11 protein-coding genes and 3 pseudogenes are annotated in these 13,597 nt (G+C 51.8%); 11 read left to right on the top strand and 3 right to left on the bottom strand.

All coding sequences use genetic code 11. The annotated features are described in order from the left end of the window. Nucleotides 1-15: 15 nt before the first annotated feature. Complete coding sequence (locus B1748_RS04800) at nt 16-1,158, bottom strand: site-specific integrase (protein WP_143810239.1); 1,143 nt, start codon at nt 1,156-1,158, stop codon at nt 16-18. A gap of 517 nt (nt 1,159-1,675) precedes the next feature. Here B1748_RS04800 and B1748_RS04795 point away from each other — a divergent pair. After that, nucleotides 1,676-2,332, top strand: a pseudogene (locus B1748_RS04795) (5'-3' exonuclease); the annotation flags it as partial. Nucleotides 2,333-2,402: 70 nt separating this feature from the next. On the opposite strand, the pseudogene B1748_RS04790 reads toward B1748_RS04795, so the two are convergent. Further along, nucleotides 2,403-2,639 (bottom strand): annotated as a pseudogene (locus tag B1748_RS04790) (iron chelate uptake ABC transporter family permease subunit); the annotation flags it as partial. 7 nt (nt 2,640-2,646) lie between these two features. Beyond that, nucleotides 2,647-3,279 (bottom strand): annotated as a pseudogene (locus B1748_RS04785) (ABC transporter substrate-binding protein); the annotation flags it as partial. Between the two features lie 119 nt (nt 3,280-3,398). On the opposite strand from B1748_RS04785, the gene B1748_RS04780 reads away from it, so the two are divergent. The 10 genes from B1748_RS04780 (at nt 3,399) to B1748_RS04730 (ending at nt 13,566) form a co-directional block, all read left to right on the top strand. Then, complete coding sequence (locus tag B1748_RS04780; protein ID WP_087566705.1) at nt 3,399-4,049, top strand: YfbR-like 5'-deoxynucleotidase; 651 nt, start codon at nt 3,399-3,401, stop codon at nt 4,047-4,049. Between the two features lie 547 nt (nt 4,050-4,596). Continuing rightward, entirely contained in the window at nt 4,597-4,992 is a 396-nt protein-coding gene (locus tag B1748_RS04770; RefSeq protein WP_087566703.1) for a helix-turn-helix domain-containing protein, read from the top strand. A gap of 103 nt (nt 4,993-5,095) precedes the next feature. After that, entirely contained in the window at nt 5,096-5,791 is a 696-nt protein-coding gene (locus B1748_RS04765; RefSeq protein ID WP_087566702.1) for a YveK family protein, read from the top strand. After that, nucleotides 5,781-6,449 carry a CpsD/CapB family tyrosine-protein kinase gene (locus B1748_RS04760; protein WP_087566701.1) on the top strand — a complete coding sequence of 223 codons (669 nt, stop codon included), beginning with the start codon at nt 5,781-5,783 and terminating at the stop codon, nt 6,447-6,449. The genes B1748_RS04765 and B1748_RS04760 overlap by 11 nt, the downstream gene beginning before the upstream one ends. 116 nt (nt 6,450-6,565) lie before the next feature. Then, a complete protein-coding gene (locus B1748_RS04755; RefSeq protein WP_087566700.1) occupies nt 6,566-8,398 on the top strand; it encodes a polysaccharide biosynthesis protein in 1,833 nt (610 codons plus the stop codon). A 22-nt stretch (nt 8,399-8,420) separates the two neighbouring features. Next, a complete protein-coding gene (gene galU / locus B1748_RS04750) occupies nt 8,421-9,302 on the top strand; it encodes a UTP--glucose-1-phosphate uridylyltransferase GalU (protein WP_087566699.1) in 882 nt (293 codons plus the stop codon). 24 nt (nt 9,303-9,326) lie between these two features. Next, on the top strand, nt 9,327-10,496 hold the full coding sequence (locus B1748_RS04745) for a glycosyltransferase family 4 protein (RefSeq protein ID WP_087566924.1): 1,170 nt from the start codon (nt 9,327-9,329) through the stop codon (nt 10,494-10,496). Next, on the top strand, nt 10,456-11,649 hold the full coding sequence (locus B1748_RS04740; protein ID WP_087566698.1) for a glycosyltransferase family 2 protein: 1,194 nt from the start codon (nt 10,456-10,458) through the stop codon (nt 11,647-11,649). The genes B1748_RS04745 and B1748_RS04740 overlap by 41 nt, the downstream gene beginning before the upstream one ends. Further along, complete coding sequence (locus tag B1748_RS04735; RefSeq protein ID WP_087566697.1) at nt 11,540-12,664, top strand: glycosyltransferase family 1 protein; 1,125 nt, start codon at nt 11,540-11,542, stop codon at nt 12,662-12,664. Before B1748_RS04740 ends, B1748_RS04735 begins: the two co-directional genes overlap by 110 nt. Continuing rightward, nucleotides 12,661-13,566 (top strand): glycosyltransferase family 2 protein, encoded by a 906-nt coding sequence (locus tag B1748_RS04730; RefSeq protein ID WP_087566696.1) that lies wholly within the window; start codon nt 12,661-12,663, stop codon nt 13,564-13,566. Before B1748_RS04735 ends, B1748_RS04730 begins: the two co-directional genes overlap by 4 nt. Nucleotides 13,567-13,597 lie beyond the last annotated feature (31 nt).

The raw sequence follows: 13,597 nt of genomic DNA, 5'->3' as shown, positions 1-13,597 counted from the left end.
TATCTCCGATTTAGTTCAGCTAGTGTGATCAAACCCCTCATCCTTTTTCTTCATTTGTTCAACAAATTCTTTGCATGCTTCAGCTTCTACTACAGCTTTTGAGAGTAACTGGATCGAACGCTCCGCTTTCTTTTTACCGGTTAATTCATCTAGATATTCAGCGACAGAGTTATCGTCAGCATCGCCACGAAAATTAGCAGTTTCACGTACATTCATACCGAGGTCATCTAAACAAATATTTGTATAAACACCTCGTAATGTATGAGTGTTGAAGGGCCTGGAAGTTAAGAAGGAATAATCCTCATATCGTTCCTGAGAAATAAGTATATTTAAGTATTTTTTAACAACGCTCTTGAACAATTTTTCGTAGCCCTTACCTGTTAAAGGTCTTCCTGTACGATTAACAAATAATGCATCTTTAACAAGAAGGTTCGTCTTTTTTGCAAAGTCTTTTAGACAAACTAGGTGCTCTTGATAAAGATCAATTAAGTATTCACTTGGTAATAAATTCTGTGGCCGTGGCTTCTTAACTCCTTCTTTTGCAGTATTTTTTTTATGTGCGAATAGGTGAACTTGCCGATCCTCGATTTTAATATTTAGTGATTTCCCAATTTGTTCTATACTACCAGTTGTTAAGTTGACAATCTCTCCTCTTCGCAAACCACCAAATCCTCCACAAGCCAGACCTAATGCTATGGTTTTACCCCATTTCATGCTTTTAGCGGTATCGATAAACTCAACTAGAATTTTTTGCCTATTTTCCCCGAAATCCCGGAGATCTTTTTCTACTGGTCTCTTTTGTTCGTTACCTCTTTTCCTAGTAAATGGTGATACTTCGATTAACCGACCTTTTTCATTTCTATAGGTTTCTATGACGAAATCCTGGGTAATTACCCCTTGATTCTGTAGAAACGAATAAAATTTAGTTAGGATATACTCCTTTCTATCGACGGTATCTTTCCTAACTCTTTGACCTTTTCTATTTGTCTGGTTATCTTGATAATCAAGGAATAGCGAACCATGGATAAGATTAAGTCCCAATAATCCTTTATCCTTAAGGCCTAGGAAATCCTCATCATATGAAATTGATCTGTCTCGAACATAATTTAAGAATTGACAAACTAAACTAGCTGCTTGTCTTTCACGTTCTATAGACATTTCAGAATCTCGATACTGTTGTAAAAATCTGGTTACTGGATGAGGGATTTCAAGTCCATTGCTATTAATTGTTGCTATTGTGTAAACTCTATGGCTGCCTTGGTTAGTTTGATTGTGGATAAATTGTTTTGTTATTTTATTAATGACATTGATCCTCCTTATATTTCGTGAGAAATAGAAAAAACGCATGAGGAAAAAAGACGGTCTCTTTCGAGTGCCGTTCTAATTTTCTTCATGCGTCGTGTGACCTGAAGCCGTACCGCTAAAGTCTCCCAGGGGAAAAACCTTGACCGTAGCTACTGCCATATGTAATTTTTTATAAAATAAGTCCTCGAACTTCGTTCTGCGGTGTGCTATCTCGCACCGAGGCTTAAACCTCTATCTATTATACACCATTCTTCTAGCTTATCAATATATTATCCCAACCAATCTAGAAGTGGGAAGAATAATGTAGCAAAAAGGCTTATAATAAAAGACATTATTTAAGAAAATCACTAAGAAGAATAAAAATCCCGGTAGAGGGGTACATAACGACGGATACAAATCGAATCGGCCTGCCGCACCCGAGGATCTGATCCCGCAATTCGATCTTGTCAAAGAGGTCGTTGCAAGCTTCGGCGTACCCAATGTCGGCATCGAAGGCTACGAAGCCGATGACTGCATCGGCACGCTGGCTTCGCGCTTTAAGCAACACGCGGACGTTGTTGTCGTGACCGGCGACCATGATTTGCTGCAATTGGTGGATGAACGGGTATCCATCGCCATCATGAAGAAGGGCATCGGCAATTACCTGGTATATTCGCCTGCGGTGCTGTTGGAGGAGCGTGGATTGACGCCGCTGCAGGTCATTGATATCAAAGGGCTCATGGGCGATACAAGCGACAATTATCCCGGCGTTCGCGGCATTGGCGAAAAGACGGCGCTTAAGCTTATTCAGGAACATGGGTCCATTGATGGACTGCTAGCTAATTTGGAAGCCGTTTCGAAGACGATCCGCGCGAAGATCGAAGCCGATCTCGAGATGCTGCATCTATCCCGACAGTTGGCGACGATTCGCTGCGATGCTCCGCTGGATACGCAGATCGACAGCTGCGGCTGGCAATATGACCGCCAGCTCGTTCTTAGCAAATTCGAGGAGCTGGAGTTCAAAAGCCTGGTCGCTTTGATTAGCTAGACAACACAGATCCAAAGCAGAGGGCTATAAACAAACAGCTCGTAGAGGTCTCCCTTTACGAGCTGTTTGTTTATAGCCTTTTTGTATGTGACCGAAACATTAAAAATAGAAAATAAGGCGCACCAATTAAGGTAATTAGTAGGCCAGATGGGATTTCGACGGGAGCAAGTATCGTTCGACCGATAGCGTCGGCCAATACAAGAAACAGAGCCCCGAGCAAGCTTGATAATACGATAGATTGCCGTGTGTTATGCCCGATTATGCTTCTTACCATATGAGGGCGGCTAAGCCGCCCCCGAATAAACCCATGATTCTCATTTCGTTATAGCTGCAACAACGCGGTCAACCAATACTTTGGAGGAGAGGAGACCGCCGAAGGTCCATGTGTCTCCGCCTATGCCGTAAGTCCGATTTTCCTTGACGAAATTCAAACCGTTCCATACTTTATTATCCTTAACCGAGTCTCCGAAAACATTATCATCCTCCTGAACGATGTAGATGAAATTGGAGTCGCTGACAGCGGGCAGAGATTCAAAGGTGGTGTCTGTAAATCCATATTTCTCGAATTTCTCCGATTTCCAATCGCTGGTTAACCCGATACGATCGAGTGTTTGAACGACTGTAGACGTATCCGTAAACATCCTCAACGTAGCGGCATTCTGGCTGGTGAAGGCTTGGGTAATGACGTAATTGAATTTGTCTTTGCCGGCTGCCGCAAGTTTTTCCTTAGCCGCCGCATAATGAGCATCAAGGTCTGCGAGTACTTTATCGGCTTCCGCCGATTTGCCTACTGCAGCAGCAATGGTTTTAAAATCGTTGACCATCCCGGTACAGGCGTCCCCTTCGTTTGGATAGGGATCAAATTCAATCGTAGGCGCAATATCATTAAGCTGATTGTAGATTGCATCGTTATTGTCTGTATTCGAGATAATAAGATCCGGCTTTAATTGTTTTTACGAAAGTGGCGATCAGCTTTCATCCCGAGATAACAGTAGAACATTATACTGACAAAGAGCTCATGATAAACAAATATACGCAGCCTAGACAAGGCAAGGAGGTTTCCCAGATGGGGATTCATCAATATTTTTGGTCGCTTAACGAGTTAGAGAGAATCTACAGATGCCCGGGCAAGTTTAAATTCGAGGAACACAGCGTCGCGGCCCATTCGTGGAAGGTCGTTCAATACGCCAAAACGCTTGCGGACATCGAGGAAAGAAACGGCGTTACCGTCGATTGGAAGAAGCTGTACGAAATTACGAGCAGTCACGATTACGGTGAAATATTTATCGGCGATATCAAGACGCCAGTCAAACACGCGTCAAGAGAGCTCAGAGCGTTGATTCAGCAAGTAGAGGAAGGGATGGTTGATCGTTTCATCGAAGAACATATTCCCGAGGAATTTAAGCCGATCTTCCGCAGACAGTTGCAGGAAGGGAAGGACGATTCGACGGAAGGTTTGATTCTGGAGGTGGCAGACAAGCTCGACCAGGTCTACGAGGCGTTTGCGGAGCTTAAGCGCGGCAATACCGAGAAGGAATTTATCGAGATGTACCGTCATGCGTTAATCAAGATCAGTCATATCCGACTGCACTGCGTCGATTATTTTTTGGATCAAATATTGCCGGACATGGTGAACGACGAGATCGTCTCTCGGGTCGACATTCGCAGCATTACGGACGAAGCGCTTGGCGGCAGGCGGAACGGGATGGAGCAATGAAGGCTACTATGTTGGATCCGAACTAAAGCTGGTTACTCAAGCCTCCTTGGCGGACGAGCAGCCAGCTTTTTTGGCGTGAAAAATGCGACGTTGGCGGGGATAAGAGGACCAATGTGTATGAAAAACCGAGCACAATGTGACGTTGGCGGGGATATGAGGACCAATATGTATGAAAAACCGAGTACAATGTGACGTTGGCGGAGATATGAGGACCAATGTGTATGAAAAACCGAGCACAATGCGATGTTGATGCGTCTAGAACACTGGATCACTACGGTATCGAAGCAAACGTTAATGGGCCACGCCACGAATTAAAGGCGGAGGCCCTTTTTATCAGCATCAGGGCTGCAAAGAGCGCCAAAGTTAAGTTGTTCACTATAACGAATGATTATGAATCTTTTTTCATGAAAAGCCTATCATGTCGGGTATTGACCTGTTCTCTTTAAAGAACTACAATAAAGGAAATGTACGTTATAACGACTTCCCGATAACCGTTACGTTTGCTAAGGCCATCGATACGGATCTAATCTGATTGAAGGAGACGACTATGATTGGGGAACGGATCAAATCGCTAAGGGAAAAGAAAGGATATTCGATCACGAAACTCGCGGATCTGGCGGGCGTATCGAAATCGTATTTGAGCTACATCGAACGCAACGTGCAAAACAATCCTTCCCTTCAGGTGCTGGCCAAAATCGCCTATCATCTGGACACCAATATGGAATATCTGCTCGGCGAAGAGCTTGCTCCCAAAGTATCCGTGGAGGATGTGCTCGACGAGGAATGGCATTCGATATTGCGTGACGCGGTCGACGAGGGGATGAGCTCCGGGGATTTCCGCGCGCTGAAGGACCTGGTGAGATCGCATAAGTGGAAGGACGAGGGGCTCGTGCCCGGCAAAAAGAAAACGTCGAACATTATCATTCTCCACATCGATCACTAAAAGTTCACAAAATTTTGAAGTTCAACCGTATTGACACGTTCTATATAAAGAACTACACTTGGGTTAGTGTTCTATATAACTAACGATATGAGTGGGTGTATGAATGGAAACCAGGGAAATCGACTTGAGAATTGTATTTCAGACGATAAAAAAGAGGTTATGGTTAATCGCGCTTATTACCGGCTTGCTCACAGTACTTGGCATTCTGTACAATTCCAGGCCGGAGCCGCAAGTCTTCGTATCGTCCACTCGCGTGATCATCTCCGCCAACAGCGAAATGATGACGACTGTCAGAGCGCTCGTACGCGAGCCGATCGTTCTGAACGGAGTCATCAACGAGCTCCAGCTTAATGCTACGCCGGGACAGCTCAGAAGCCAGATTCGCGTTGACAGCGTAGACTCCTCTCTGATTACGGTTATCAGCGTGCTCGACAGTCATCCCGAACGGGCGGCAGATGTCGCGAATGCGATCGTCGATCATTACCGGGAGGTAGCGATGGATACGCTTGGCGTTCATAACATCAGGCTGCTGACCGCCGCCGAGCCCAATCCCGTTCCGATAAATACGACAAGCAATACGATTGTGTATATCGCCTTCATCGTCGGCCTGATTCTAAGCATAACGTTGGCCTTCTTGCTGGAGTCGCTGGACGATTCCGTCCGTACGGAACAGGATGTGGAGACGAGGCTGGGACTGAATATGCTGGGGCTGGTATCGGGGATCAAATCTCGTTCCGTAACTCAGCAGATCAGGAAGCCGAAGTCCGCGATAATAAGGAGTGAGAGTATTGGTCCGTGAGAAAGCGAAAATCGCCAAAAAAATCGTTAACCGCAGTCTGATGACCTTTTTGCATCCGGGGCACCGAGTCTCCGAGCAATTCCGTTCCATCCGCAACAATATCCAATTCGCCTCGGAGGGCAAGAGCATTCGCACTCTGATCGTTACTTCCCCCTCGGAGGGAGACGGAAAGTCGACTGCCGCCGTTAATTTGGCCATCAGCATGACGCAAAGAGGGGAACGTGTTCTTCTTATCGATGCGAGCTTTCGAAATCCCATTCTGCACAAGCTGTTCGGCATCCAGATGTCTCCCGGCTTGTCCAGCGTGCTTGGCAACCAGCTGACGTTAAAGGAAGCGGCTCAACCGACCGAGATTGAAGGTCTGGATCTGCTTACGAGCGGCGTTCAGCATACCTATTCCACCGATATGCTGGATTCTTATCGCATGAAGGAAGTGTTGGAGGCTGCAGCTTCCCTGTACGACCGGGTCGTTATTGATTGTCCGGCCGTGCTCTCGGCCCCTGATACCAATGCGCTCGTAAACAAGTGTGACGGAGTTGTTCTTCTTCTCCGTTTTGGAAGGACATCCAAAGCCAAGGCGCTGGAAGCGAAGCAGGCGTTGACATTCGCCGGAGCGAACATTATTGGAGCGATCCTGAATAAAAGAAGCGTTAGATGATCCCGATCGGATAACGCTTTTTTTGCGGCGAGGCTTAAGAAAAAAGCGTTGACTCATGTCAATATGTTCTTAATAAAGAACAACTGGTGGTTGAAACAAGAAAGGTGAGGATGAAGATGACGTATCGACGAAGGCTGTCGCTGCTCGTTCTGCTGGATTCGGCCATTGTTGCCGCTGCCGTATGGTTAGGCCGTTTGCTCCTGGAGCCTGCATATGAGAATGGAGGGACGCCCTACTTATTCGTCGCGGCGGCGCTTCTGGCTGCTCATCACGGCTTCTTTACGGTCTACAAGCTCTACAAAAAAGCTTGGGAGTACGCAAGCATTGGCGAGCTTCTCATTATTCTTAGAGCGGTCACGCTGTCGGTTGCCGTCGTCGGGCTAGCGGGACTTGCGGCCTACCAACAGGCGGAGTGGCGGCTGCTGATCGCGATATGGCTTATCCATCTCATGCTCGTCTGCGGATCAAGGCTGCTATGGAGAATTGTCAGGGGCGGATTTAACCGGCATAGCGGCAAACGCAGGCGGACGCTGATCGTCGGAGCGGGTTCGGCAGGCACGATGCTCGTCAGGCAGCTTCTGGGCAACTCCGGAACCGAGCTGTATCCGGTCGCTTTCGTCGATGACGATCCGCACAAGCTGAATCTGGATATTATGGGCATTCCGGTATGCGGCAGCGTGAAAGAAATCGTGTCGAAGGCGAAGGCGTTCGAGATCGACAACATCGTTATCGCGATACCGTCGCTTAGCAAGAAGGGATTGTACGACATCTATACGGAATGCGCGAAGACATCGGCGAAGACGCAGACGATTCCCATGCTGGAGGATCTGGCAACAGGACGCATCTCCGTAACGCAATTCCGCGACGTGCAAGTCGAGGATCTGCTCGGACGCGAGCCCGTAGAACTCGACATCGACAGCATCTCCGGTTATGTAACGGGCAAGGTGGTGCTGGTGACGGGGGCCGGCGGATCGATCGGGTCTGAGGTGTGCAGGCAAATTTCGCGGTTCCTGCCGGAGAAGCTGGTGCTTCTGGGCCATGGCGAAAACAGCATCTACGCGGTAGAGCTGGAGCTCAAGGAGATGTTCAAGGATTCGAAAATCAAGTTTTATACGGAAATAGCAGACCTTCAGGATGCGGATAAAATGATGTCGGTCATGCTGCACCATCGTCCACAGGTTGTCTACCATGCGGCGGCTCACAAACATGTGCCTCTGATGGAGCGGAATCCGGAGGAAGCGTTCAAGAACAACGTGCTGGGCACGCTGAACACGGCAAAGGCGGCAGGCAAAGCCCGCGTCGAGACTTTCGTTATGATCTCCACCGACAAAGCCGTCAATCCTACCAGCGTCATGGGAGCCACCAAGCGGCTTGCCGAGATGATCATCCAGCATATGGACCGCGTCAGCTCGACGAAATTTGTCGCGGTACGGTTCGGCAACGTGCTTGGCAGCAGGGGCAGCGTCATCCCGCTCTTTCGGAAGCAGATCGAGAGGGGCGGTCCGGTCACCGTGACGCATCCGGATATGGTTCGTTATTTTATGACCATTCCGGAGGCATCAAGGCTTGTGATCCAGGCAGGCGCGCTGGCCAAGGGAGGAGAAATCTTCGTGCTCGACATGGGGGAGCCGGTACGGATTACGGAACTCGCTCAAAACGTCATCCGGATGTCGGGTTACGCCGTCGAAGAGATCGGAATCGTGTACACCGGCATCAGGCCAGGCGAGAAGCTGTTCGAAGAAATGCTGGGGGATAAGGAAGTTACGGAACAGCAGGTATATCCAAAGATCTACGTCGGCAAGGCGTCCGTCATTCTGTTCGAGGAGATCGAAGCGATCATTGCGGATTTCCCGGCCATGAACGGCGCGGAGCTGAAAGTCAGGCTGCTGGATCTGGCGAATCATGTCGTTCCGGATTCGCAGTCGAATCTGGCGACCATTACGGGATAGATGAGAAGGGAGCGGTATAAACATGAAGGTTAGAAAAGCGATCATCCCGGCAGCGGGTCTCGGGACCCGATTTTTGCCGGCGACGAAGGCGATGCCGAAGGAAATGCTGCCCATCGTCGACAAGCCGACGATTCAGTACATCGTCGAGGAGGCGATCCAGTCCGGCATCGAGGACATTATTATCGTGACGGGCAAAGGGAAACGCGCGATCGAGGATCACTTCGACAACTCCATGGAGCTGGAGCAAGTGCTGACGGCCAAAAGCAAGTTCGAGCTGCTGCAGGAGGTGCGGAAGTCGTCGGATATGGTCGACATCCATTATATCCGGCAGAAGGAGCCGCGCGGTCTCGGCCATGCCATCTGGTGCGCGCGCAAGTTCATTGGCGACGAACCGTTCGCGGTGCTGCTCGGCGACGACATTATCGACGCTCCCAAGCCGTGTTTGAGACAAATGATCGAGAAGTATGAACAATACGGCTCGTCCATCATCGGCGTGCAGCGCGTCGCGGAGCAAGCCGTCTCCCGTTACGGCATAGTAGACGGGATGGAGATGGAGCCTTCGTTCCATCGCATCAACCATCTGGTCGAGAAGCCCAGCCGCGAGAAGGCGCCCTCCAATATGGCCATTATGGGCCGCTACATCCTGACGCCGGAAATCTTTGATATTCTCGGCGAACAGGCGCCAGGCTCCGGAGGGGAGATCCAGTTGACGGACGCCATCGCCGCCCTTAATCGGACTCGGGCCGTATTCGCCTACGAGTTCGACGGAAAACGATACGATGTCGGCGAAAAGATGGGATTCATTCAGACGACAATCGAATTCGCGCTGAAGCGGGAGGAGCTCCGATTCGAGCTGCTGGAGTATATGACCCGTACGCTGGAGAAGGAGACCGCGCCTCAATAGGGCGCGGAAGAAACCGCGATGTCCATGCGACCGAAAATATTGTTCTGCGCGACGGTGGACTATCACTTCAGAGCCTTCCATCTGCCCGTCATGGAGTGGTTTCAGGAAATGGGCTGGGAAGTGCATGTGGCCGCCAGCGGCGCGCTCGACCTGCCGTATACGGATGCAAAGTTCGACTTGCCGATTCATCGGTCACCGCTTAAGAGGGAGAACGTGTCTGCCTACCGCATGCTGAAGGCCATTATCGACAAAGAAGGCTACGACATGATTCATTGTCATACGCCCATGGGAGGCGCCTTGGCCAGACTTGCCGCCAGGGAGGCTCGGACAAGGGGGACCAAAGTCATCTACACGGCTCATGGCTTTCATTTCTTTAAGGGAGCACCCTTGCTCAATTGGCTGCTCTATTATCCCGTCGAACGATGGTTGTCGGCCCATACGGATTGTCTCGTGACCATTAATGAAGAAGATTACGGAAGGGCCGGACGATCCGCGTTCAAAGCGGGCATGATTGCGCATGTGCACGGCGTCGGAGTCGATACCGGCTGGTACGCTCCCATCGGCGAAGAAGAGAAGACGGCGAGACGCGAGAGGTTCAATTACGGCCCCGACCATTTCCTGCTGATCTATGCCGCTGAATTTAATAGCAACAAAAACCATCGTCTGCTGATCTATTCGATTGCCAAGCTAAAGGTCAAGGTGCCTGGCGCAAGGCTGCTGCTTGCCGGCGAAGGTCCGCTGCTTAATGAGTGCAGAGCGCTGGCGATCCAGCTCGGCGTCGCGCATATGATCGAGTTCCTCGGCTATCGGGACGATCTTGATGAGCTGTATCCCATGTGCGACGCAGCCGTGGCATCCAGTATCAGGGAAGGGCTGCCCGTCAATGTCATGGAGGCGATGGCATGCGGTCTGCCTATCGTCGCGACCCGCAATCGCGGTCATAACGAGCTCATCGATGAAGGTCGAACGGGCTTTATCGTCGAGGCCGGAGACGTAGAGTCGTTCGCCAGCCGGCTGCAGCTGCTCTATTACTTCCGGGACTCCAGACGCCGCATGGGCGAGCGGGGAGCGGAGCGGGCGCGACGTTATTCGCTGGAGCAGGTGATGGGAGAGCTCGGAGAGATGTATTTGACCTTGATGTCGGAGGTGACGCGTGAGGAATCCGAAGATCAGTATCGTCGTGCCTATCTATAACATGGAGCGATACTTGCCTCGCTGCCTTGACAGTCTGCTGAGTCAGACGCATGGAGAACTGGAGGTCATCGCCGTCAACGACGGGTCTACAGACGGAAGCCTGACTCTATTAGCGGAATACGCCGGGCGTGATCCCAGGCTGACCATTATCGATGTCCCTAATGGAGGAGTGGCTTTTGCCCGTACAACCGGCCTGCGGCGCTGCACGGGGGATTACATCGGCTTCGTGGATCCGGACGACTGGATTCATCGCCGCATGTATGCCGAGCTGCTGGATGCGGCGCAGCGGGAGGATGCGGACATCGTCATGTGCGCCTATGTGAGCGAGTTCGGCGGCTTCGCCAGGCCGAAGCGGTTCGACATGCCCGATTATGTCGCGTATCGCGGCGACGAGGTGCGATTGCGCATAGCGGACAGACTGCTGGGGCCAATAGGCGACGAAGTGTCGAAGCCCGAACATCTGGACGCCTGGGGGACGGTTTGGAACAAGCTGTACCGGGCGGAACTGCTGGACGGTATTGCCTTCACCGATCTTGCCCTCATCGGCAGCAACGAAGATACCTTATTTAATCTGTCGGTCTGTACCCGAGCCCGTTCCTTCGTGTTTCTCAATCGGCCTTATTATCATTACTGGCGGGCGAACGAGCAGTCCATTACCACCCGCTATAAACCTGACTTGGCCGGGCGGTTCCTGAACCTGTATGGCTGTCTGGAGTCGGCTTACCTGGACAATGGCGGGAGCGAGGACGAGCAGAGCCGGCAGCGGCTCTCTAATCGGATTGCGATGAACGTGCTGGGACTGGGACTGAACATCGTCAGCGGCAGCAATCCCTCCTCCATGCGGGGCAAGCTGCGAGAGCTGAGACAGTTGCTGCGGCACGAGACCTACAGCAAGGCGCTGCTGCGCTTTCGCTCCGGGCCATGCCCGCCGCACTGGCGATTATTCTATCGCATGGCGGGCATGCGATTGACGCTGCCGGTATTCGTTATGCTGATTGCCATGGAAGCAGTGCGTACCAAGAAGCCGATTGGGAGGAATAACCGTGAAACCACTCCGAATTCTGCAGGTCGTTACGATCATGAATCGCGGCGGGCTGGAGACGATGCTCATGAACTATTACCGTCAAATGCGGGAGAAAGGCATTCAATTTGACTTCCTCGTCCATCGTATGGAGGAGGGCCATTATGATGCGGAGATTCGGGCGCTCGGCGGCCATATCTACCGCATGCCGCAGATCAAGCCGGGCAACTATCGGCGTTACTTCCGCGAGCTGGATGCCTTCTTTGCGGTCAACCGGCAATACAAGATCGTCCACTCCCATATGAACGAAAACAGCGGCTTCGTGCTTCGCGCGGCCCGCCAAGCCGGCGTGCCTTGCCGCATTATTCACAGTCACCTCAGCGATCTGGGGCTGGATTACAAATATCCCTTCCGGCTGTATGCCCGGATGGCTATCAAGGACCATCCCAGCGACTATTTTGCTTGTTCGGAGCGTGCCGGAGAGTGGCTGTTCGGCAAGCGGGGAGGTTCGTCTTCCAAGGTGACGGTTTTGCACAACGCGGTGAATGCGGCGGATTTCCGGTACAACGAAAACGTCAGGCAAGCGGTTCGCGAGGAGCTCGGAGCCGGCGACGCCATCGTGATCGGCCACATAGGCCGATTTAACGAGCAGAAAAATCATCGCTTCCTGCTCCAGGTATTCGAGGCCGTACATCGTCGCAACCCGAACACTTTGCTTGTGCTGGCGGGCGACGGTCATCTGCGGCAACTAATGGAGAAGGAGGCGGAGAAGCGGGGCATTGCGCATGCCGTGAGATTTCTGGGCGTGCGCGGGGATATTGCGGCCCTGCTGCAGGCTATGGATCTGTTCCTTTTCCCTTCGTTGTTCGAGGGCCTGCCCGTCGTTCTAGTCGAGGCGCAGGCCGCGGGACTTCGCTGCATCGTCTCCGACCGCATTACGAAGGAGTCGGACATTACGGGCCGGGTAAGCTTTCTCCCGCTCGAGCTGTCGCCGGAAGCATGGAGCGCCGCGGTGCTCGGCGCGAGCTACGAGCATGCCGACACTAGAAGCCAGCTTCGGGAAAGCGGCTATGACGCGGAATCCATGGCGGACTGGCTTGGCGATTTTTACAGAGCCCGCATTGGGGCGGGGGGGAAGGGTTCATGAACAAGGAGGATTTGCCGCCGCTGACCGTCTTTACGCCGACCTACAACCGAGCCTATACGCTTCACCTTTGTTACGAAAGCTTGCTGCGGCAGACGTGCAAGACGTTCATCTGGCTGATCGTGGACGACGGCTCTACCGACGATACGGCGGAGCTTGTCAAGAGGTGGACCCTGGAAGCCGATTTCGAGATCTGGTACGTATACCAGGAAAATCAGGGCATGCACGGCGCGCACAACACGGCATACGAAAACATCGGGACGGAGCTGAATGTCTGCATCGACTCCGACGATTATATGGCGGACAACGCGGTAGAGACGATATTAACCTGCTGGAGGGAGCAGGGAGGAGACGAATACGCGGGCATCGTGGCGCTTGATGCGGCGACCGACGGCGCCGTCATCGGATCGCGCATGCCGGAGCATTTGACCCGTACAACGTTATCCGACCTGTACGCGAAGCATGGGGTCAAGGGGGATAAAAAGCTGGTTTACCGTTCGGAGTTGACCCGGGATTGTCCGCCGTACCCGTTGTATGAGGGCGAGAAGTACTGCCCGCTGTCGTACAAGTACATCCTGATCGACCAGAGAGCTCCGCTGCTCGTTTTAAACGAAGTTGTCTGCATCGTCGAATACCGGGCCGACGGCTCCAGCATGAACATGGTCAAGCAGTATCTTCGCAATCCGCGAGGGTTCGCTTTTTTTCGCAAGACGGCCATGCGTCATGCCCCGACCTATAAGGACCGATTCCGCGAGGCGGTGCATTATGTGTCCAGCAGCCTCATGCTGCGCAACGCAGCATTCGTCGCGGAGTCGCCGCGCAAGCTGACGACACTATTGGCCTTGCCGCTGGGCATCGCCTTGTATATGTACATTCATCGAACGAAACGGCGCACGATCGTCTAGACGGGTTGACGGCCATTACACAGGGAAGGGA

It is taken from the genome of Paenibacillus sp. MY03 (assembly GCF_002165585.1).
In the GTDB taxonomy this organism is placed as follows: domain Bacteria; phylum Bacillota; class Bacilli; order Paenibacillales; family Paenibacillaceae; genus Pristimantibacillus; species Pristimantibacillus agaridevorans.
This window is presented reverse-complemented; position numbering and strand designations above follow the sequence as displayed.

What these genes read in the sequence shown, in the direction of transcription:
- B1748_RS04800 (WP_143810239.1), bottom strand. Translation starts at nt 1,158, where the DNA reads ATGTCTATAGAACGTGAAAGACAAGCAGCTAGTTTAGTTTGTCAATTC.
- B1748_RS04780 (WP_087566705.1), top strand. Translation starts at nt 3,399, where the DNA reads ATGGGGATTCATCAATATTTTTGGTCGCTTAACGAGTTAGAGAGAATC.
- B1748_RS04770 (WP_087566703.1), top strand. Translation starts at nt 4,597, where the DNA reads ATGATTGGGGAACGGATCAAATCGCTAAGGGAAAAGAAAGGATATTCG.
- B1748_RS04765 (WP_087566702.1), top strand. Translation starts at nt 5,096, where the DNA reads ATGGAAACCAGGGAAATCGACTTGAGAATTGTATTTCAGACGATAAAA.
- B1748_RS04755 (WP_087566700.1), top strand. Translation starts at nt 6,566, where the DNA reads ATGACGTATCGACGAAGGCTGTCGCTGCTCGTTCTGCTGGATTCGGCC.
- galU (WP_087566699.1), top strand. Translation starts at nt 8,421, where the DNA reads ATGAAGGTTAGAAAAGCGATCATCCCGGCAGCGGGTCTCGGGACCCGA.
- B1748_RS04745 (WP_087566924.1), top strand. Translation starts at nt 9,327, where the DNA reads ATGCGACCGAAAATATTGTTCTGCGCGACGGTGGACTATCACTTCAGA.
- B1748_RS04730 (WP_087566696.1), top strand. Translation starts at nt 12,661, where the DNA reads ATGAACAAGGAGGATTTGCCGCCGCTGACCGTCTTTACGCCGACCTAC.